A 20,556-nucleotide genomic window follows, 5' to 3' on the forward strand; every position below is an offset into this window, starting at 1 on the left:
ACAAGCGATGGCACGGCCTCAAGTTGTTGTTGCAGCGCACCGATAGACAGGTTTTCCGCCCAGCGCGGCATCTCAGCCTTTCACTATCCGGGCCTCTCTCACATGCTTGCCAGCCTCACCATCCGCGCCCGTCTCATTGCCACCGTCTCCCTGCTGTTCCTGCTTGCGCTTGGTGTGGGCGTGGCCGGCTTGCTTGGCCTGCGCGCCGCCAACGACGCCCATGAGTCCACTTACGCAAACCAGCTTGCCTCTGCCCTGGCGCTAGGCGAGGCGGACCTGAGCCTCACCCGGGCGCGTACCGCGCTGGACCGCGCCATGCTGTACCCGGACAGCCCGGAAGCCCCGGGCCTGCTGGAGCGCACCGAAGAGCTCACGCGGCGCTCTGACGAGGCCTGGAAGCGCTTCATGGCCCTGCCGCGCGACAGTGAGGAAGACCAGCTCGCGGTGGCCGTGTCGGCCAAGCGGGATGCCGCCAACCGCGAAGGCATCGCTGCCATCATCGCCGCGCTGCGCGCCAAGGATCGCGCGCTGGCCGACCAGATCATGGATGGCAAGCTGTCCAGGCTGTTTCGGGACGCCAACGACAGCAGCCTGAAGCTGAGCCAGTTCCAGATGAAGATGGCCGCGGGCAATTTCGAAGCGTCGCAGGTGGCGTACCGGCATTTTCGCCATGGCGTGATTGCCGCGATCGTGCTGGCGCTGCTGGTGGCGGCCGCCTGCGCGGTGTTTCTGCTGCGTGCCATCGTTGGCCCGCTGGAGCTGGCGCTGGCGCAATTCGACCGCATCGCGGCCGGCGATCTGAGCCACACGGTGCAGGTCACGCGCCGCGATGAAATGGGCCGCCTGCTGGAAGGCCTCGCCCGCATGCAGGCCAGCCTTGCGCTTACCGTGGGGCGGGTGCGCCAGGGCTCGGAAGCGATCACGGCGGCCACCCGGCAGATCGCCGCGGGCAACGCGGATTTGTCCAGCCGCACGGAAGCGCAGGCTGCCTCGCTCGAGGAAACGGCCTCTAGCATGGAGCAGATGACCTCCACCGTGCGCCAGAACGCAGACAATGCGCGCCAGGCCAGCCAGCTTGCCGTTAGCGCGGTCGAGGTGGCTAGCCAGGGCGGTGCGGTGGTGGGCGATGTGCTGGCCACCATGGGCGATATCAGCACGGCGGCCAGGACGGTCGCAGAGATCATCGGCGTGGTCGACGGTATCGCCTTCCAGACCAATATCCTGGCGCTCAACGCCGCCGTGGAAGCGGCCCGCGCCGGGGAGCAGGGGCGCGGGTTCGCGGTGGTTGCCGGCGAAGTGCGCGGCCTGGCTCAGCGCAGCGCCGGGGCGGCCCGCGAGATCAAGTCCATGATCGAGACGTCGCTGGCGCATGTGGCTTTGGGCAGTGGCCAGGCCGGGCGCGCGGCCAGCACCATGGAGGAGGTGGTCGCGGCGATCCGCCGGGTGACCGACATCATGAGCGAGATTGCGGCGGCTTCGGTCGAGCAGAGCAGCGGCATCGAGCAGGTCAATCAGGCGGTGGCGTCGATGGACCAGGCCACCCAGCAGAACGCGGCGCTGGTCGAGCAGGCCGCTGCTGCTGCCGCGTCGATGGAGGATCAGGCGCGCCAGCTTGACCAGGCTATCGCGGCGTTCCGCATATAGGCGGCCGGGCGGCCAGGCGGGCCGGGAGCGCCGGTGAGCGGCAGGAAATGACGGGAACATGGCAGCAAACGCCGGGCTGGTGCACGCGCACTTTGTGCGTTAGGCCCCATTAGACTAGGGTATACGTTGTGACGAGAGTGGCGGAATAGTGCCATCGTTGCCAGCAGGCGCCCGGCATAGGCCGACGCGCCGGGAAAAGCCCCGGTTTCCTCGCAAACGGACCTGAATCGTGCGTCGACGTGTCTGGCCCAGGCTCCTGGTATTGGCTCTGCTTGTAGGGGGCGGCTACCTCCTTTGCGCCGTCGTTGCCGAGGAACTCGCCACCTCGCGGTTGCAGGCGCGCTACTTCGCCGGGCGGGCGAAAGACGTCGCCTTCGCGGTAAGGGACGGCCCGAGCGAGCGCATCCGCTTTCCGGACGACGGCCCCTATGACCTGCGCTTCGGCTATAGCCGGATACCGCAGTTCACCGAATTGCTGGAAGCGAGGGGCTTTCGGCGCGAACGCCAGGCACAGTGGTCTGACCGCATGCTGGAACTGACGGACGCCGGCCTGTTCGCGCCCTATCACGAGAAGACCCAGGCCGGCCTGGACCTGCTCGACTGCAATGACCTGCCATTTGGCGCCAGGCGCACGCCGCCTCGTACCTACGCCAGGTTCGAGGACATTCCGGCCCTGCTCGTGAACGCGCTGCTCTTCATCGAGAACCGCGACCTGCTCGATCCCGAATTCCCCACGCGTAATCCCGCGCTGGATGTGCGGCGTTTCACGCGCGCCGCAATGGATCAGGGCGTGCATTTCTTCAACGACAAGCACGACGCCGCCGGCGGCAGCACGCTCGCTACCCAGATCGAGAAATACCGGCATTCGCGCGCCGGCCGCACCGGTTCGCCCAAGGAAAAGCTGCGCCAGATGGCCAGCGCATCGATGCGCGCTTACCTGGATGGCCCGAACACGGTGGCCGCCAGGGAGCGCATCCTGCTGGATTACCTCAATACCGTGCCACTCTCGGCCCGGGCCGGCCTGGGTGAGGTCAACGGGCTGGGCGATGGCCTGTGGGCCTGGTACGGTCAGGATTTCGACGAGGCCAACCGCTTGCTGGCGAACGCCGCCGGGCCGGGACCCGGCGCGGGGCAGGGCGAGGGCGAACTCGGCCAGCGGCAGGCGCGGGTGTTCAAGCAAGCGCTCTCGCTGATCATTGCGCAGCGCGGGCCATCGCATTTCCTGCGTCGCGATACAGCCACGCTGGTGGAGCTGACCGACAGCTACATCCGCTTGCTTTCGGCTGCCGGCGCCATCCCGCCCTGGCTGCGCGACGCTTCGCTGGCCCAGTCCTTGACGCTGGGCGCGCCGGCGCTGGACCGGCCGGAGGTGTCATTTATCTCGCGCAAGGCCATCAGCGGGGTGCGCACCGATTTACTGCGTTATCTTGACCTTGGCAGCAGCTACGAGCTGGACCGGCTCGACCTGACTGCCCACAGCACCATCAACACGGGCCTGCAACGCGTGGTCACCGAGGCGCTGCTGCGGGCGGGCACGCGCGACGGCGCGCATGACTTCGGGATGTACGGCCACAACCTGCTGCGCGAGGGCGACGACCCGGGCAAGCTGGCGATCAGCTTCACGCTCTACGAGAAGGTCGACGGCGCCAACCTGCTGCGCGTGCAGGCCGACAACCTGGACCTGCCGTTCGACCTGAACCGCGGCGCGCGGCTGAACCTGGGCTCCACCGCCAAGCTGCGCACGCTGGTGACCTACCTGGAAATCCTCTCCGAGCTCCACGAGAAATATGCCGGCATGTCCGCCGCCGAGCTGCGCGAAATCAAGCCGGCCAAGCTGGATGCGCTGACCCAGTGGGTGGTGAGCTACCTGCTCGCCGCGCCCGACAAGAGCCGCCGCGCCATGCTGGAAGCCGCCATGCTGCGCCGCTATTCCGGCAGCGCGGGAGAGGCTTTCTTTACCGGGGGCGGGCTGCAGACGTTCACCAACTTCGAGCGCTGGGAAAACATGAAGATCATGACCGTGCGCGAAGCGTTCGAGCACTCGGTGAATCTGGTCTTTATCCGCCTGATGCGCGATATCGTGCGCTACGAAACCTATCGCTTGCATCCCGATGCCGACGACTGGCTGAACAATCCGGCCGCGCCGCAGCGCCGCGCCTACCTGGTGCGCTTTGCCGACAAGGAGGGCAGCGACTACCTGCGTGCCTTCTATGGGAAATATCGCGGCATGAGCCAGCAGGAAGCGGCCAGGCGCGTGCTCCAGAACCGCCATTTCTCGCCGGTGGGGCTGGCGGTGACGCTGCGCAGCATCGATCCCGACATCGATCCGGCGCAGTTCAACAAGGTCATGCTTGCCACCCTGCCCAAGGCGGGGCTGACCGATGAGAAGCTGGCCAAGCTGTACAGCAAATACGGACCAACCAGCTTTTCGCTGAATGACCGGGGCTACCTGGCGCGCGTGCATCCGCTTGAGCTATGGCTGCTCAATTACCTGCGCCAGCGCCCCGATGCCAGCCTGGATGAAGCCTTGCGCGACAGCACCGAGCAACGCCAGGAGGTGTATGCGTGGCTGTTCAAGACCCGCCATCCCGGCGGCCAGACGCGCCGCATCCGCAGCCAGCTGGAGCGCCAGGCCTTTGTTGAAATTGCGCGCCGGTGGCAGCGCCTGGGCTATCCGTTCAGCGCGATCACGGCGTCCTATGCCTCGGCAATCGGTGCCGCGGGGGACCGGCCGGCCGCGCTGGCCGAGCTGGTCGGCATCGTGCAGGGCAATGGCGTGCGCCAGCAGGCCACGGCGCTGCGCAGCCTGGAATTTGCGGCGGGCACGCCGTACGCGACTGACTTTGGCTTGGGGCAGAAGGGCACACGCTTGCTGAGCGAGGATATCACCGACGTGGTACGCGCCGCGCTGATCGGCGTGGTGGATTCGGGCACGGCGGGCATGCTCAAGTCAGCGCTGGTTGGCAGCGGCATCGTGGCGGGCGGCAAGACCGGCACGGGCGATCATCGCTACGAAGTCTACGGGCCAGGCGGCAGGCTGATTTCCTCGCGCGTGGTCAGCCGCTCGGCCACCTTCGTGTTTTTCCTTGGCGACCGTTACTTCGGCAACGTCACGGCGTACGTGCAAGAGCCCTATGCCGCGCGCTATGCCTTCACCAGCGCGCTGTCCGTGCAGTTGCTCAAATCGCTGGCGCCGACCATCCTGCCGCTGGTGCGCGACGGCGGTGTGCGTTCGCCGCTGGCATGCAAGCACTGACCGGCAGCGCTGCCGGGGCGAGTCTAGTCCCAGCTATGCCGTCGGGCGCAGTAATTGTCTTCGGAGGTGCGGGCGTGCCGTTCGTACTCGGCAATGACCTGCAAGGTGGCGGACTGGAGCAGGGAGCCCGCGGTGAGCAGGGCCGCGAGATCGCGCAAGCCCTGCAGGCAGGTCGCGGTGGGGGGTAAGGCTTGGTCCTGCATGATGCGTTGCTGGCTCGGTGATGGGCGGGATGTGCCTCCCGACAATTCGATTGTAGGTAGCGCTGGCCGTGCCAAATGCAAACCAATGTGTCCGCGCGTACCTTCAGGGCCTGGAATCGAAAATCAGTTGCTCCGGAGCCACGGAACATAGCGCGCAAGCAGCGCCGCCATCACAAGCGCGCTACCAATCCACAACGCGATGATGACTGCTGCCGCCATGCGGCTGCTTGGGCGTTGCCCGGCCGCAACGGCGGCGGCCCGGTACTCGCGCATGAGGTCCGGCGGGATCATCCGGATGGCCAGAATGACCCCGAGCGGCACCAGCACGACGTCGTCCAGGTAGCCGAGCACCGGGATGAAGTCGGGGATCAGGTCGATCGGCGACAGCGCGTAGCCCGCCACCAGCAGGGCCATGGCTTTTGCGTACCAAGGCGTGCGCGGGTCGCGCGCGGCCAGCCACAGGGCATGGACATCGCGCAAGACCTCGCGCGCCCATTTGCGCCCGTAGGCGGCCAGCCGCGCGCCGTGGGCCCGCGCATCGTCCACCACCGGCACGAACGCCAGCACCAGCAGCAAAGCCGCCAGCGCCAGCGTGGCGCTGAATCCCAGATGCTTGAAGCCCAGCGCGCCGACGACGCCGCCGAAGAAGAACAGCGCCACCAGCATGGCCAGCATGCGCAGCCGGGACCGGTTGGCCAGCACCGGCGGCCTGGCCTCGTCGGATTTGGCGAGGTTCCAGTAGAACAGCTTGCCGAGCTCGATGCCGATATCGGTCACCATCCCGGTGATATGGGTGGTGCGGATCTCGGCGTGGGAAATCTTGGTGATCATGGCGTTTTGCAGGCCCATGATGAAGCACAGCACCATCACCGTGGCGGGTATGAACAGCCATTGGTGATTGCCAAGGTTGCCGCCGAGCAAGCCAAAGCACAGCAACAGGAAGGCCTCCAGCATCAGGGGCAGGGCATATTCGCTGTTCAGGTGCTCGCGCCGTGCCCAGTTGATGAGCACGGCGGAAGTGGCCGCGCCAGCCAGGAAGGACAGCAGCGCGCCAAGTCCCTCCAGGATCAGCCCGACCTGCCCCAGCGCCAGGTGGTCCGCCATGGCCGAGACGATGCCCGTCATGTGGGAGGTGTACTGCTGCACGGCAAGGAAGCCCCCGGCGTTGGTGGCGCCGGCCACGAAGCTGAGATAGCCGGCAAGCTGCCGGTTGGCGCGCGGGCTGCGTACCCGTCCGGTGAGGTTGCGCAGGTAGGTGATGGGCATGGTCGCTGACTGCCGGGCCGGCCGCTTAGTCGGTCAGCAAGGCGCAGATGACGCGCAGCGCCACCGACTCATCCGCGCCGCTGGCCTGGATGCGCAAGCGCAGGCCGGCGCGCGCCGACAAGCGCATGACCTCGGACACATTCTTGGCATCCGCCGTGCAGCCGTCGCTGCTCAGCTGGATGTTGCACTCGAACTGGCTGGCCGTGGTGGTCAGCCGTGTGGCCCTGCGGCCCTGCAGGCCGTGAGGGCTGGACATCTCAATCGTTGCTTCTACCACATCACCCTCGGTAAGACCTCTATGCAGCGTGGACACCGGACAAGCCGGAAGGCGGGCAACTGGCACGGCATAGCCTGCCGCCAAGTATGGAATGGTAATCCAATTACCTTGCCCGGCACATGGATGCCTCATGCCGCCCACTTCTTGCCGCCCACCATCTCCTGCCTCGCTGGCAGAATATGGCTTCGCCCGGCCACGCCTGATGCCTGTGCCGTTTGTCTTGCCGCCATGTCCTTTCCGGAGCCATCGCCCCGCCATGCAAGTACGCCCCCAATCTGTTGCCAACCCGTTCCGTCCGCTTTCCCTGGCGCTCGCGGCGCTCGCCCTGGCAGGCACCCACGCCGTTGCGCAGACCATCCCCGTGCCAACGGTCTCGCCTGCGGTGGAGCGCACCTACGCCACGCTCGAAGCCACCCCGCTGGTCAAGAAAGTGCTGGCCGACGTGAAGGCGGATGACGCGCGCTCGCTGGGCGATCTCAAGGCGCTGACCGAGATCCCTGCGCCTCCGTTCAAGGAGAAGGCACGGGCCGAGCATTTCCTCTCCCGGCTCAAGGCGCTTGGCCTTGCCGATGCGCATATCGATGCCGAGGGCAATGCCATCGGCATCCGCAAGGGCAGCGGGAGCGGTCCCAAGCTGCTGATCTCGGCGCATCTGGACACGGTCTTTCCTGAAGGCACCGATGTCACGGTCAAGCCGCGCGATGGCCGTCTCTATGCGCCAGGCATCTCGGATGACACGCGCGGGCTGACGGTCCTGTTGTCATGGCTCAAGGTGCTCAACGACAATCAGGTGCGCACCGTGGGCGACCTGTTGTTCGTTGGCAACGTGGGCGAGGAAGAACTGGGCAACCTGCGCGGCATGAAGGCCGTGTTTCGCGATCACCCGGATATCGATGGCATGGTCGGGCTGGAGCCGGGCGTGGGCGACCGGGTGCTGTCGCTCGGCACCGGCAGCCATCGTTACGAGGTGACGTTCCGTGGCCCGGGGGGCCACAGCTTCGGCGCCTTCGGCCTGCCCAGTGCCATCCACGCGATGGGGCGGGCCATTGCCAAGGTGAGCGACGTGCGCCCGCCCGAGGATCCCAAGACCACGTTCACGGTGGGCACGGTGGGCGGCGGCACGTCGGTCAACGCGATTGCGGGCGATGCGCGCATGGCGGTCGATATCCGCTCCAACGCTACGCCGTCGCTACTGGAAACCGAGAAGCAGATCATGGCGGCCATCGAGGCCGGGGTTGCCGAGGAAAACCGCCGCTGGCATCCGGCCGACGCCGCCAGCCAGATCACTTACCAGGTCAAGCTGATCGGCGACCGTCCGGCGGGCAGCACCCCACCTGACGCCACTATCGTGCAGGCGGCGGTGCGCGCCATCAAGGGTTACGGCAAGGGCACGCCCAGCCTGCGCGGTGGCAGCACCGACGCCAACGTGCCGATGTCGCTGGGCATTCCCGCCATCATCATCGGCAGCGGCGGCAAGACCGGCGGCTTCCACGCCCGCGATGAGTGGTACGACCCGACCAACGCCTGGGAAGGCGCCCAGGTCGGGCTAACCACCGTGCTCGGGCTGGTGGGCGTGCAGGGCGTGAGCCAGCCGTTGCTGGAAAAGCGCGCCGCCAAGTAGCCAGCGGGCGGTGCCGGCCTAGGTCGCCACCGCCTTTTCCTTCAACGCCGGGAGTGCAGCTCCCCATGTTCCGCCGGCTGCCGCTCAACCGCCCGTGGCGCGGCGATCCATTTCGCCACCGCCAGGGCATCCAGCGGGCGCGAGAACAGGTAGCCTTGCCCCATATGGCATCCCTGCGATAACAGGAAGCGCCGCTGGGCTTCGTTTTCCACGCCTTCGGCGATCACCGCGAGCTTCAGGCTGTCGCCAATGCGGATGACGGCGCTGGCCAACTCGCGGGCGGCGGCATCGCTTTCCAGGTCGATCACAAAGCTCTTGTCCAGCTTGAGCTGGTGCACGGGCAACTGCCTGAGGTAGCCCAGGCTGGAATATCCCGTGCCGAAGTCGTCCATGGACAGGCGCACGCCCTGCGCGTGGATGGCGGCAACGGTGGCAGCGAGGCCAGCGTCGTCTTCCATCAGCAGCCCTTCGGTCATTTCCAGCACCAGCGCCTGGGCGGGCAGCCCATGGCGGGCCAGGGTCTCGGCCACTTGCGCCGGCAGCCCCGGGTCGCGGAAGCTGGCGGGCGAAATATTGACGGAGATCGTGGGTACGGAAAGCCCTTCCCGGCGCCAGGCCGCTAGCTGCGCGCACGCTTGCTCCAGCACCCAGCGATCCAGCGTGCCGATCAGGCCGCTGTCTTCGGCCAGTGGCACGAAGCGGTCCGGCGACACCATCCCAAAGTGCGGGTGGTGCCAGCGCACCAGCACCTCCAGGCCGTAGAGACGTCCATCGCGCAGGAACACCTGCGGCTGGAAGTTCAGATGAAGCTCCTCTGCCAGCAGGGCGTCGCGCAGCGCGGACTCCAGCGCCAGGCGCTCCTGGGCGGCCCAGTTCATCTCGATGCTGAAGAAGCGGAACAGGTTGCGCCCCGCGGCCTTGGCGTCGTACATGGCCATCTCGGCGCAGTGCAGCAGGTAGTCCAGCGCATCGCCATCGCCAGGGAACATGCTGATGCCGATGCTGGCCGAGGGTGCAATGCTGGCGTGGTCGATGCGCAGCGGCTGGCGCAGCGCGGCCAGGATGCGCTTGCCCGCCGCAATGGTCTGGGTGCGGTCGCTGTCGGGCAGCACCAGCGCGAATTCGTCGCCCGACAGCCGCGCCACCAGCGCGGTATCCCCGGCGTGCGCGCTAAGGCGTTGCGCGACCTCGCGCAGCAGCTTGTCGCCGCCGACGTGGCCGAGCGAGTCGTTGATATGCTTGAAGCGGTCCAGGTCGACGAACAGCACGCTGAGCGTGGTGCCGGCCGAGCGTGCCGCGAGCAGCAGGGTGCCGGCCTGCATCTGCAGCAGGCTGCGGTTGGGCAAGCCGGTCAGTGAATCGTAGTGGTCGAGCTGCAGGATCCGCTCGGCAGCTTCCTCGCGCTCGAACGCGAGCTTGCACAGCGAGGCGCATACCTCGGCCAGTTGCTGGTGGAAGGCGTCGGGCTGGCGGACGGTGCGGTAGTAGAAGGCCAGCGTGGCAAGCACGCGGCCATCGCTTGCCTTGATCGGATAGGACCAGCATGCCGCCAGGCCGAGGGGTAGGGCAAGATCGCGAAAATCCGCCCAAAGCGGATCGTTGGCGATATCGCTGACCATCACCGGCTCGCCCAGCCAGGCGGCCGTGCCGCAAGAGCCTACGGATGGCCCGATGATCAGGCTGTCCAGCGCCGCCGAATAGCCCGGCGGCAGGCCAGGCGCGGCCAGCGGGTGCAGGCGCCCATCGGCGTCCACACGCAGCACGGACGCGATCACGGAGGGTGCCACGCGTTGTACTTCTTCGCAGATCAACTCCATCACGGCGGGCAGCGGCTGCTCCATCACCATGGCTTGCAGTACCTTTCGCTGCAGCATCTCGTAGGTCCGCTGCTGGGTGATGTCGGAGAGGATGACGATGGCGTGATGCCGGTCGCCGGTGGCGCTGACCAGATGGCGCACGGTGGCGCTGACCCAGAGTGCGTTGCCGTCGCGCGCATACACCAGGGCCTCGTGGCGCTCGCCGCCCGGGGATGAGCGCTGGGCATGCAGGCGCTGCATCACGCCGGGATCGGTGAACTCGCCGGCCAGTATCTCGCGCGGGGTCTTGCCCCTGAGCTCGCAGGGCTTGTAGCCCAGCATGCGTGTGAGCCCGGCGTTGGCGTACACGATGTGCCAGTCAGCATCGACCACCAGCACGGCACTGTCGATCTCGTCGGCAATGACCGATAGCAACGGGTGATCGTCGCGGCTGGCATCCGGGTGGTTGGCCACCTTTACCAGCAACGTGCGCAGTGTCACGTCTCCCAGGCGGGTGCTGGATTCCGCGACATGGCCAAAGCGAAGTTCGCCATCCGGCCTCAGGATCTGGACGGCGGGCAAGGGCTGGGCACGCTGTGCGTCGGTATCCGGCAGCTTTTGCACGAGCGCCTCCACGTTCATGCCGAAGACTTGCGTACGGGATGCGCCATAGAGTGCCTCCGCAGCAGCGTTCAGGAAGATCACCTTGTTGTCCGTGTTCAGAATGAAGACGGCATCGGTGGCTTGCTCGAGCGAATTGCGGAACAACTGATGGGGGTCGGCTATGCTGAGCGCTTTGTCTCTATCTGGCATGAGTGAGGTAAACGTCGCTAACGACCGAGGATGCCTGCCTTGCCCGGGTGGGGCTCGCGGGACATTGACTCGGCTCTGAAGCAGGTATCGGCATCCAGTTGCGGATCCTGAAGTACTTTTTTTGCGCCAGGCGTTTCTCGGCGCAGGCCTCGCGCTCCGATGGCTTGGCATAATTGCGCCCTGTCTTGACGGGGCGATGCGCGCGCCGTCCCCTTTTGCATCGATCGATGCCGGGATTCTTCATGATCATCTGCGCTGGCGTTGGCCCCGGGCACCTCGACTTCCTGACCCATGGCGTGGCGGAACTGATCCGTGGCGCCGACATCGTGGCCGGCTTCGACACGGTCATCGACGCCGTCCGCCCTCTGGTGCCGCCGGCGGCCCAGGTGGTCACCATGGGATACCAGGACCAGGTGGAGCGGCTCGCCTGGGTTGCCGCCGAGCACCATGGCGGCCGGCGCTGCGTGGTGCTGTTCATGGGCGACATGCATTTCAGCGGTTTCCAGTACCTGGAGCGGGTCGAGCGGGCATGCGGCCATCCGGTGGATACCGTGCCGGGCATCTCTTCGGCCCAGGTGCTGGCCGCGCGCGGCAAGGTTTGCTTTGACGAGACCACCTTCCTGACTTTTCACCGGCGCGGAGAGCTGGAGCCGTTCAAGCGCCATCTGGTGCACGTGCTGGCGGACCAGCGCAACGCCATTGTGATTCCGCGCCCGTGGGATTTCATGCCCAGCGATATCGCCGCCTGGCTGGTGGCGCAGGGCGTGCCGCCCGAGCATCCGGTCGAGGTCTGGGAGAATCTGACGCTGGCCGATGCGGACTGGCGTGGCACGCTGGCCAGTTGCACGCTGGCGTTCACCGATATGAGCATCATGCTGATCCGTGCGCTGGCGCCAATGGCCAGCCAGATCGAGCCGCCGCCGCTTGCGTAGCCCCGCGCGCCGGCCGCGCCCCGGCAGGGTCTCGGCGTTGATCTGCCGCAATTCGCCCGCATTGCCCGCTTGCGCTGCCCCGCGCACGGAGTAGAGTCCATTTTCGGATAGTCGGAGAAACGCCTGCAACCGTGTGCAGGGGGCTCCAGATCGGAGGGAAAACATCATGGATTTCAAGACCGTGCTGGTCGAACTCGGTGCCGACCCCGGCTGTGCGGATCGCGTCAACCTGGCGGCGGAACTGGCGCAGCGCTCGGCCGGCCATGTGATCGGGGTGACGGCCACCGGCATGCGGCTGGAGCCGTTCCGGGGCGCGGGCGACGAGGCGGGATACTACGCGGAACTGGCCCGGCGCCAGTTGCTGGCGCAAGGCGCCGAAGCCAGCGCCGCATTTCATCGGGCCATGAGCGAAGCGGCGCCCGGCGTGGGCTTCACCCACCGGGTCATCGAGGATGACGTGGGCTGGGCGCTGGTCCAGCAAGGGCGGGTGGCGGACGTGGTTGTCCTGGCCCGCTTGCCCGGACCGGAGTCCATTCCCGTGCTGGTGGCACAGACCCCGGAATATGTGTTGCTCAACACCGGCCGCCCGGTGCTGCTGGTGCCGCCGGGCGTGCGGCATCTGCCCTGCGAGCATGTTGCCATCGCATGGGATGGTGGGCGGGAAGCTGCACGGGCCGTGGCCGATGCGATGCCCCTGCTGCGCCTGGCCAAGCGTGTCACCGTCGTGTCGGCGTCCAGCACGCATGACGGCTCGGCGACCCACGGCATGCCCGATGTGCCCGGTGCGCACGCCGGCCTGCGCGATCACCTGGCGCGCCAGGGCGTTACCAGCGTCATGCACGCCGTGCAAGGCAGCCACGGGGTCGGCCAGTTGCTGCTGGAGGCGGTGGCGCACTTGCGGGCCGACCTGCTGGTGGCGGGTGGCTATGGGCACGCCCGGTTGCGTGAACTGGTCACTGGCGGCACCACCCGCACCCTGATGCGCCACGCCGGCATTCCGGTGTTGATGTCGCATTGAAGGCCGGTTTCGGCTGGCATCAATATACTTTTTGATATAATATTCAGCCGTATATTGATTAGCAGGCCGGGGTCTCGCCCGGCCTTTGCCGAACCCATGCAAGCGGCTTCTCCCTCCCTGAGCCTGGACACGATGCGCGCCGCCGCGGGCGACGCCACCGCCATGCTGCGCGCCCTCGCCAATGAAGACAGGCTGCTGCTGCTTTGCCAGCTCAGCCAGGGCGAGATGTCGGTGGGCGAACTCGAAGCGCTGCTCGGCATCCACCAACCCACCTTGTCGCAGCAACTCGGTGTGCTGCGCGCGGAAGGGCTGGTCAACACGCGGCGCGATGGCAAGCGGATTTTTTACGCGGTTGCCGATGCGCGGGTGCTGGCCGTGCTCGAAACGCTCTACGCCTTGTATTGCCCCGCTGAAATTGCCCCACTGAATGAAGGAGCCACTGGCCATGATCATTGACTGGACACACTTCACGCCCTGGTCCGCGCTGGGCGGGGGCTTGCTGATTGGCCTGGCCGCCGCCGCGCTCGTGCTGCTCAACGGGCGCATCGCGGGCATCAGCGGCATCGTTGGTGGCTTGCTGCGGCCAACGCGCGCGGAAGCGGGCTGGCGTATCGCCTTTGTGCTTGGCCTGCTGGCGGCGCCGCTGCTCTGGCGCCTGTTCGGCGCACTGCCGCAGATCCGGGTCCATGCCGGCGCCGGCCTGCTGGCCGTGGCCGGCTTGCTGGTGGGATTGGGCACGCGCTACGGCGCTGGCTGCACCAGCGGGCATGGCGTTTGCGGGCTGTCGCGGCTCTCGCCACGCTCGCTGGCGGCCACCGCGGCCTTCATGGCGGCCGGTTTTGCGACTGTCTTTGTCGCACGGCATCTGCTCGGAGCATGAGGAGCGATATGAACCGCCTTTCTTCCTTGTTGATCTCGCTGGCCTCTGGCCTGGTGTTTGGCCTCGGGCTGATCCTGGCCGGCATGGCCAATCCGGACAAGGTGCTCGGATTCCTTGACCTTGCCGGGCGCTGGGATCCCTCGCTGGCGCTGGTGATGGGCGGCGCCATCGCGGTGGGCGTGGTGGCGTTCGGCATCGCCCGGCGGCGTGCCATCTCGTTGCTGGGCTTGCCTATGCAACTGCCGGCGTCGCGCCGGATTGACCGGCGCCTGCTTGGCGGTAGCCTGTTGTTCGGCGTGGGCTGGGGGCTGGCGGGGATCTGCCCGGGGCCCGCGCTGGTACTGCTGGGCGCGGGCGCATGGCAAGGCGCAGTCTTTGTGCTGGCCATGCTGGCCGGCATGGCGCTGTTCGAGTGGCTAGAATGGCTGGGGCGCGGCCGCGCTTTGGCCGGCAAGGCATTAACTGGGCATTAACTGGGCATTAAACGGACATGAACCGGACATTAACCGGACAACAGGAGTCATCCATCGATGCGAACTGATGAGGTCATCGACGAGGCCGAAGTAGAAACGCCCGCCAGAGCCCAGGCGGCGCGGCGCAGCACCTGGGTGAGCGTGGCCGTGAATATCCTGCTGACCTGCATGCAGCTGGTGGCCGGCGTGGTGGCTGGCTCCCAGGCGTTGATCGCGGATGCCATTCACTCGCTCTCCGACCTGGTCTCGGACTTTGTGGTGCTGTTTGCCAGCCACCATAGCCGCAAGGGCGCGGATGCCGACCACCAATACGGCCACCAGCGTTTCGAGACCGCCGCCTCGCTGGCGATCGGCCTGCTGCTGCTTGCGGTCGGCGTCGGCATGCTGTGGTCGGCCGTGCAAAAGCTGGAGCATCCCGAGTTGATCCAGCCGGTCAAGGGCGTCGCGCTGTGGGTGGCATTGGGCGCGCTGGCGGCAAAGGAATCGTTGTTCCGCTACATGCTCGCGGTGGCCGAGCGCGTGCGCTCTAGCATGCTGGTTGCCAACGCATGGCATGCGCGCTCGGATGCGGCATCGTCGCTGGTGGTCGCCGTGGGCATCGGCGGCAACCTGCTTGGCTACCACATGCTCGACCCTGTGGCCGCCCTGGTGGTCGGCCTGATGGTGACCCGGATGGGCTGGAAGTTCTCCTGGGATGCCCTGCATGACCTGATGGACCGTGCCGTGGACGCGCAGAGCATCGAGGCGATTCGTCAGGCCATGCTTGCCACGCCAGGCGTGCTGGGCCTGCATGACCTGAAGACCCGCAAGATGGGCGACGCGATCCTGGTCGATGTGCATCTGGAGATCGATGGCGCAATGACGGTCGAGGCAGGGCACCGTATTGCGGTGGAGGCGCGCCTCGCCGCCATGCAGATTCAGGACGTGCTGAATGTGATGACCCATGTCGACCCGGTGCCCGTGCCGCAGCGCCAGGCGGAGGACCCGGCGCGCGCAGGCGCGGCATGATGGACTGAACAAAGCGCGGGCGGGGCGGGGGGAAACGTCCTTTGCCGATGCCCGGTATGATTGCCATCCTGGCTTGAAATGGCTTTCCCGGTGGCAAAGAGCGGTCCGCCCGCTTCGCCGCGCAGACACGCACCCCCCGCACCCGCCGCTCCATGGACCAAACGCAAACCCAGTCATCGTCGATGAGATTCCTGCCCTATCTCGTCGCGGCCACCTTCTTCATGGAGTACCTCGATACCACCGTGCTCGCCACTGCGCTGCCACAGATGGCGCAGTCGTTCGGGGTCGGGCCGAATGACCTGAGCCTGGGCATGACGGCCTATATGCTGGCGCTGGCGGTGTTTATCCCGATCAGCGGCTGGATCGCTGATCGCTTCGGGTCAAGGACGGTGTTCGGCGGGGCGATCGTTGTTTTCACGGTGGCCTCGGTGCTGTGCGGCGCATCGAACGGGTTGTTCGCGTTCACCGCGGCGCGCGTGCTGCAGGGCATTGGCGGCGCGATGATGGTGCCGGTCGGGCGGCTGATCGTGGTGCGCAACACGGATAAGCGCCAGTTGATCAAGGCCATTTCCACCATCACCTGGCCGGCCATCGTGGCGCCTGTGGTGGGGCCGCCCATCGGTGGGTTCATCACCACCTACGCCTCCTGGCGCTGGATCTTCCTGCTCAACGTGCCGTTCGGCATCGCCGCGCTGATCGCCACCTTCATGATGATCCGCAACGAACGCGCGAGCGAGCCCAAGCCGCTGGATGTCGTTGGCTTCCTGCTCAGCGGCACCACGCTCACCTTCGTGCTGTATGGCACGGAACTGGCCAGCCAGCAAGGCTCCAGCCTGGCAACGGCGGGCGCGTTCGTGGCCGCCGGCCTCGTCCTGGGCGTGCTCGCCGTGCGCCATGCAGCGGGGCGCGAGCATCCGCTGCTCGATTTCACGACGCTGCGCGTGCCGACGTTCTCGGTCACCGTGATCACCGGGTCCGTCACCCGCATCGGCATCGGCGCGGTGCCGTACCTGATGCCGCTGCTGTTCCAGGTTGGCTTCGGGCTGTCCGCGTTCCGCTCCGGGCTGTTGCTGCTCGCCAGCGCGCTCGGCAACCTCGGCATGAAGGCATTGACCACGCGCGTGCTGCAACACTACGGTTTTCGCGCCACCGCGATCGTCGACGTGGCTTTCGCCAGCGTGTTCATCGTCGCGTGCGGGTTGCTCACGCCCGAGACGCCGCTCGCCATCGTGCTGTTCGTGGTGTTTATCTACGGCGTGACGCGCTCGATGCAGTTCTCCACGCTCGCCACGCTGGCCTACGCCGATATCCCGCAAAACCAGATGAGCAGCGCCAATACGCTATGGAATGCTGCCCAGCAGATGTCGATTGGCCTTGGCATTGCGTTTGGCTCGCTGTCGCTGAGGATTGCCGCGTCGCTGCGTGGCGAGGCCAGCGAGGTGCCGCACTTTACGCTCGGTGATTTTCGCTGGGCGTTTCTCTTCGCGGGCGCGCTGACGCTGGTGTCGTTGATCGGGTATGTCCGGCTCGCGCCGGATGCGGGGCGGCATTTGTCGAGCCGGCGGGCGGCCGGATGACGGGTTCCTTCCGATATGCACGGCAACCTCGGCCTGCTGCCCGGCATCAAGCCGTGTCAAGAAGCCAGGGCGCGCGGGTGGTGCGGCCAGTTTCCCGCCCGCGCGCCGTGCCGTGCCGCGAGCTCATATTCATGCAGGCTCGCATCCTTCCATTCGGTGCCGTCCCAGGCCTGGAAGCGCAGTTCCGAGAGCGCAATCGCGGACATCGTGCCGAGCCAGTCGGTCGGGTTAGCCCCGGCGCGGATGCCGCTGGCAACCATGGCCAGGGCCTCCGGCACTTCGATTCCGGCGATCCGCGTGATGGTCGGCCACGGCAGGAGCCGATTGTCCGAACGGGACAAGCCGAACCGGTAAAGGCCGTTGAGCGTGCGCCCCTGCGCCTGCGTGCGAAATACATCGTGGCGTTTCCATTCCATGTTGGCGGCCGAGGGTTCCCAGCGTTGTTGACGCGAAAACCAGAGCACCTTCGCAGTCCCTTGCCAGAGGGGGTGCTGCGCAGTCATTTGTCGTTGCTCGGGCTGGGCGCGGCGCAGGTGCGGCAGCCTTCCGGCAAATTGAGCGGGGGCGAGCGCCTGAAGGCGGCGCTTGCCTGCGCTCTATGGGCCGCGGAGCCTGCCCAAATGCTCTTGCTCGACGAGCCTACCAATCACCTCGACCTGGATTCGGTGCGTGCGCTGGAGCAGGCCTTGAGCGCCTATCCCGGCGCCATCCTGGTGGCGTCGCACGACCGGCGCTTCCTCGACGCGCTTGGGTTGACCCACATGCTGGCGTGGCAAGGCGGGGACTGGGAACTGGCGGCTTGCGGGTAAGCTGCGCGGGGGGGCTGGCGTCACCCGTGCGTGTCGTCGGGGATTTCATCGACCGAGCGCACCGCCGCGCGCCGCAGGGCATCCAGCGCGGCACTGACCGCGATACGGCCAAAGCCGTCGTCGCGCCAGTACATGGATACCGAGCCAAAGCCCGCCAGCCGCAGCGGCAGGATGCGCAGTGCGCCAAGATGCTCCAGGCGCCGCGCGGTCCGGTGCGAGGCCACGCCGATCATGTTGCTGTGGTTGAGCAAGGTCAGGTTGAGGATGACCGAGTTCGACTCCACGCAATCGGCCGGCATGCCCTGGCCAGCCGCGTTCAGTGCCGACTCCAGCGTGTTGCGGATGGGCGTGCCGCGTGGCCACACGATCCACCGGTATGCCTGCAGGTCGCTCCAGCCCGGTTCGGCCAGCTCAAACAGCGGATGCCGCGGGCGCGTGACGAAGTGGATCGGCTCCATGTAGAGCGCCTCGGCGCGCATCTGCCCGTCTTGCAGTTCCGGCGCGGAGCGGCCCACCACGATATCGACCTCGCCCCGGGCCAGCTGCGCCATCAGCAGGTTCATGGTGCTTTCCACCAGCCGGACATGGGCTTTCGGCAGGCGCTGCAAGAGCGAGGTGACGGCTAGCGGCACGGTATCGGCAGCCGACGCGCCGGAGGCGCCGATCACCACCAGGCCGCTGCCGCCTTCGCGCATGGCCTGCATGTCGTCGCGCGCGGTATCCAGGTGCGCCTCGATGCGCCTGGCATGGGCAATCATCGATTCGCCATAGGGCGTGGGGCGCAGGCCGCGCGCGTGGCGCTCGAACAGCGGCAGCCCGATGTCGTCTTCGAGTTCCTTGAGCCATTTCGACAAGGCGGGCTGCGTGGTGCTGAGCGCGGCGGCTGTCTGGCTCATGTTTCCGGTCTGCGCCAGGCTAAGCAGCATCTGCAGGTTGCGCAGCCGGAGCCGCTGGGTCCAATCCATCAGGGTATTCCCTTTGAGGTATATCCATATCCATATGGATAAGAGGAATACTTCATTTTACAGGGTATATCTCGGGGCGTATAAATCTTCCATCGCACCCCGCAGCCCACAGCGGCTGCCCAGCGCCCCGACCGGGCGATGAATCGGAGACAAGGCCATGCCAGACGCAAAGAAGAGCACCGACCGTTCAGCTTCAGACCGTTCAGCCTATTACAGCCGCATCGGCCGCAACCAGATGGCGCCCCTGTGGGAATCGCTGCACGCGCTGGTCCCGCGCGAGCCTCGTCCGCAAGCGCAGCCGGCGATCTGGAAATACGCCGAGATCCGACCGCTGGTGATGCAGGCGGGCGAGGTCATCAGCGCGGAAGAGGTCGTGCGCCGCGTCCTGGTGCTGGAAAATCCCGGCCTGCCCGGCAAGTCCAGCATCACCTCCACGCTGTACGCCGGCTTGCAACTGATCCTGCCCGGCGAGATTGCCCCCAGCCATCGCCATACCCAGTCCGCGCTGCGCTTTATCGTGGAAGGCCGTGGCGCCTGGACCGCCGTCAACGGCGAGCGCACCACCATGCATCCCGGCGATTTCATCATCACGCCGTCGTGGACCTGGCATGACCACGGCAACCCGTCCGTGGCGCAGGGTGGCGAGCCGGTGGTCTGGCTCGACGGGCTGGATATCCCGCTGCTGCAGCACCTGGATGCCGGCTTTGCGGAAAACTACCCCGAAGCCTCGCAGCCGGTGCTGCGTCCCGAAGGCGACAGTTTTGCCCGCTTCGGCCACAACATGCTGCCGGTGCGCCACCGCGTCACTGATCCCACCTCGCCAATCTTCAGCTATCCCTATGCCCGCAGCCGCGAGGCGCTGGACCAGCTCTACCGCAACGGTGAGCTCGATGCCTGGGATGGCGTGAAGCTGCGCTATGTGAACCCGGCCACCGGTGGCTGGCCGATGCCGACCATGGCTACCTTCATGCAATACCTCCCTGCCGGTTTTCAGGGAAAAACGTATCGCAGCACCGACGCCACCATCTATTCCGTGGTGGAAGGGCGCGGCACCGTGCGCATCGGCGAGGCGCAGTTCCAGTTCGAGGCGCGCGACACCTTCGTGGCGCCGTCCTGGCAGCCGGTGCAACTGGCTTCGGTCGAGGACACGGTGCTGTTCAGCTATTCCGACCGCCCGGTGCTGTCCGCGCTCAACCTGCTGCGCGAGGAGCGCACCTGATCCGGCGCAGTCCCGTTTCTTTGTCTTTTTCCCGTTTTCTTGCCTGAGGTCTTCCATGTCTTTCGTCATTACCCCTCCCGCTGCCGTGGCCGTGCCGGTCGTTGGCACCAGCGACCAGTTTCCCGTGCGCCGCGTCTACTGCGTGGGCCGCAACTACGCCGCGCATGCCCGCGAGATGGGCTTCGATCCGGACCGCGAGCCGCCGTTCTTCTTCTGCAAGCCGGCCGATGCCGTGATCCCGGTCGCCTACGGCGAGACCCTGACGCTGGCGTACCCGGCCCAGACCAGCAACTACCACTATGAATCCGAGCTGGTCGTCGCCATCGGCAAGGGCGGCTCGGATATTCCGCTGGGACAGGCGCTGGAGCACGTCTGGGGCTATGCCGTGGGCCTGGACATGACCCGCCGCGACCTGCAGATGAAGATGCGCGAGATGGGCCGCCCGTGGGAAATCGGCAAGGCCTTCGACGCCTCGGCGCCAATCGGCCCGATCCATCCGGCGAGCGATGTTGGGCATTTCGAGCAGGCGGCGATCTGGCTGACCGTCAACGGCGCCGACAAGCAGCGCAGCGACGTCACGCACCTGATCTGGTCGGTGGTCGAGACCGTGGCGGACCTGTCCAAGTACTTCCGCCTGGAACCGGGCGACCTGATCTACACCGGTACGCCGGAAGGCGTCGGGGCCGTCAAGCCGGGTGACCTGATGGTTGCCGGCGTGGAGCGCCTCGGCGAACTGTCGGTGCGGGTGGCCTGACGGCGTCGAGATTCCGGGACTTCGAGATTTCGAGAAAGAGGGCTT

At 66.7% G+C, this 20,556-nt stretch carries 18 protein-coding genes and 1 pseudogene; 13 read left to right on the forward strand and 6 right to left on the reverse strand.

Translation table 11 applies throughout. The annotated features are described in order from the left end of the window. Nucleotides 1-102 precede the first annotated feature (102 nt). Nucleotides 103-1,644, forward strand: coding sequence for a methyl-accepting chemotaxis protein (locus A9975_RS03335; protein ID WP_183031384.1), 1,542 nt, complete (start codon nt 103-105; stop codon nt 1,642-1,644). 262 nt (nt 1,645-1,906) lie between these two features. Next, nucleotides 1,907-4,900 (forward strand): transglycosylase domain-containing protein, encoded by a 2,994-nt coding sequence (locus A9975_RS03340; RefSeq protein ID WP_255503040.1) that lies wholly within the window; start codon nt 1,907-1,909, stop codon nt 4,898-4,900. 23 nt (nt 4,901-4,923) lie between these two features. Here A9975_RS03340 and A9975_RS03345 read toward each other — a convergent pair whose 3' ends face one another. The 3 genes from A9975_RS03345 to A9975_RS03355 form a co-directional block, all read right to left on the reverse strand. Further along, a complete protein-coding gene (locus A9975_RS03345) occupies nt 4,924-5,103 on the reverse strand; it encodes a hypothetical protein (protein ID WP_183031386.1) in 180 nt (59 codons plus the stop codon). Between the two features lie 123 nt (nt 5,104-5,226). Next, nucleotides 5,227-6,369, reverse strand: a complete 1,143-nt coding sequence (locus tag A9975_RS03350; RefSeq protein ID WP_183031387.1) for a DUF1275 domain-containing transporter — start codon at nt 6,367-6,369, stop codon at nt 5,227-5,229. 25 nt (nt 6,370-6,394) lie between these two features. Then, entirely contained in the window at nt 6,395-6,682 is a 288-nt protein-coding gene (locus A9975_RS03355; RefSeq protein WP_370563795.1) for an HPr family phosphocarrier protein, read from the reverse strand. 220 nt (nt 6,683-6,902) lie between these two features. Here A9975_RS03355 and A9975_RS03360 point away from each other — a divergent pair, with 220 nt between their 5' ends. Further along, the gene (locus tag A9975_RS03360) at nt 6,903-8,267 is read left to right on the forward strand and encodes a M20/M25/M40 family metallo-hydrolase (protein ID WP_183031389.1); all 1,365 of its coding nucleotides are present in this window, start codon (nt 6,903-6,905) and stop codon (nt 8,265-8,267) included. 41 nt (nt 8,268-8,308) lie between these two features. On the opposite strand, the gene A9975_RS03365 is transcribed toward A9975_RS03360, so the two are convergent. Continuing rightward, nucleotides 8,309-10,876 (reverse strand): EAL domain-containing protein, encoded by a 2,568-nt coding sequence (locus tag A9975_RS03365; protein ID WP_183031390.1) that lies wholly within the window; start codon nt 10,874-10,876, stop codon nt 8,309-8,311. A 242-nt stretch (nt 10,877-11,118) separates the two neighbouring features. Between A9975_RS03365 and A9975_RS03370 the strand changes: the two genes are divergently transcribed. From A9975_RS03370 to A9975_RS03400, 7 genes are all read left to right on the forward strand, one after another. Further along, nucleotides 11,119-11,808: a cobalt-precorrin-7 (C(5))-methyltransferase gene (locus A9975_RS03370; RefSeq protein ID WP_183031391.1), complete on the forward strand. Its 690-nt coding sequence runs from the start codon at nt 11,119-11,121 to the stop codon at nt 11,806-11,808. A gap of 166 nt (nt 11,809-11,974) precedes the next feature. Beyond that, entirely contained in the window at nt 11,975-12,826 is an 852-nt protein-coding gene (locus A9975_RS03375; RefSeq protein WP_183031392.1) for a universal stress protein, read from the forward strand. Between the two features lie 132 nt (nt 12,827-12,958). Continuing rightward, on the forward strand, nt 12,959-13,282 hold the full coding sequence (locus A9975_RS03380; RefSeq protein ID WP_253930483.1) for a metalloregulator ArsR/SmtB family transcription factor: 324 nt from the start codon (nt 12,959-12,961) through the stop codon (nt 13,280-13,282). Beyond that, nucleotides 13,272-13,706, forward strand: coding sequence for a YeeE/YedE family protein (locus tag A9975_RS03385; RefSeq protein WP_183031394.1), 435 nt, complete (start codon nt 13,272-13,274; stop codon nt 13,704-13,706). The genes A9975_RS03380 and A9975_RS03385 overlap by 11 nt, the downstream gene beginning before the upstream one ends. An 8-nt stretch (nt 13,707-13,714) precedes the next feature. Beyond that, entirely contained in the window at nt 13,715-14,179 is a 465-nt protein-coding gene (locus tag A9975_RS03390; RefSeq protein WP_183031395.1) for a DUF6691 family protein, read from the forward strand. A 57-nt stretch (nt 14,180-14,236) separates the two neighbouring features. Beyond that, nucleotides 14,237-15,187 (forward strand): cation diffusion facilitator family transporter, encoded by a 951-nt coding sequence (locus A9975_RS03395; protein WP_183031396.1) that lies wholly within the window; start codon nt 14,237-14,239, stop codon nt 15,185-15,187. 152 nt (nt 15,188-15,339) lie between these two features. Next, a complete protein-coding gene (locus tag A9975_RS03400; RefSeq protein ID WP_183031397.1) occupies nt 15,340-16,764 on the forward strand; it encodes a DHA2 family efflux MFS transporter permease subunit in 1,425 nt (474 codons plus the stop codon). Between the two features lie 56 nt (nt 16,765-16,820). Here A9975_RS03400 and A9975_RS37925 read toward each other — a convergent pair whose 3' ends face one another. Further along, nucleotides 16,821-17,267, reverse strand: a complete 447-nt coding sequence (locus tag A9975_RS37925) for a hypothetical protein (RefSeq protein WP_255503050.1) — start codon at nt 17,265-17,267, stop codon at nt 16,821-16,823. Between A9975_RS37925 and A9975_RS37930 the strand changes: the two are divergent. Continuing rightward, a pseudogene (locus A9975_RS37930) lies at nt 17,229-17,573 on the forward strand (ATP-binding cassette domain-containing protein); the annotation flags it as partial. The gene A9975_RS37925 and the pseudogene A9975_RS37930 overlap by 39 nt on opposite strands. A gap of 20 nt (nt 17,574-17,593) precedes the next feature. Here the strand turns inward: A9975_RS37930 and A9975_RS03410 are convergent. Then, entirely contained in the window at nt 17,594-18,538 is a 945-nt protein-coding gene (locus A9975_RS03410; RefSeq protein WP_150984633.1) for a LysR substrate-binding domain-containing protein, read from the reverse strand. 157 nt (nt 18,539-18,695) lie between these two features. Here A9975_RS03410 and gtdA point away from each other — a divergent pair, with 157 nt between their 5' ends. Further along, the gene (gene gtdA / locus A9975_RS03415) at nt 18,696-19,757 is read left to right on the forward strand and encodes a gentisate 1,2-dioxygenase (RefSeq protein ID WP_183031399.1); all 1,062 of its coding nucleotides are present in this window, start codon (nt 18,696-18,698) and stop codon (nt 19,755-19,757) included. A 55-nt stretch (nt 19,758-19,812) separates the two neighbouring features. After that, nucleotides 19,813-20,511 (forward strand): fumarylacetoacetate hydrolase family protein, encoded by a 699-nt coding sequence (locus tag A9975_RS03420; protein ID WP_183031400.1) that lies wholly within the window; start codon nt 19,813-19,815, stop codon nt 20,509-20,511. The last annotated feature ends 45 nt before the right edge of the window (nt 20,512-20,556 follow it).

This window comes from Cupriavidus sp. UME77 (assembly GCF_014170355.1).
Classification (GTDB): domain Bacteria; phylum Pseudomonadota; class Gammaproteobacteria; order Burkholderiales; family Burkholderiaceae; genus Cupriavidus; species Cupriavidus basilensis.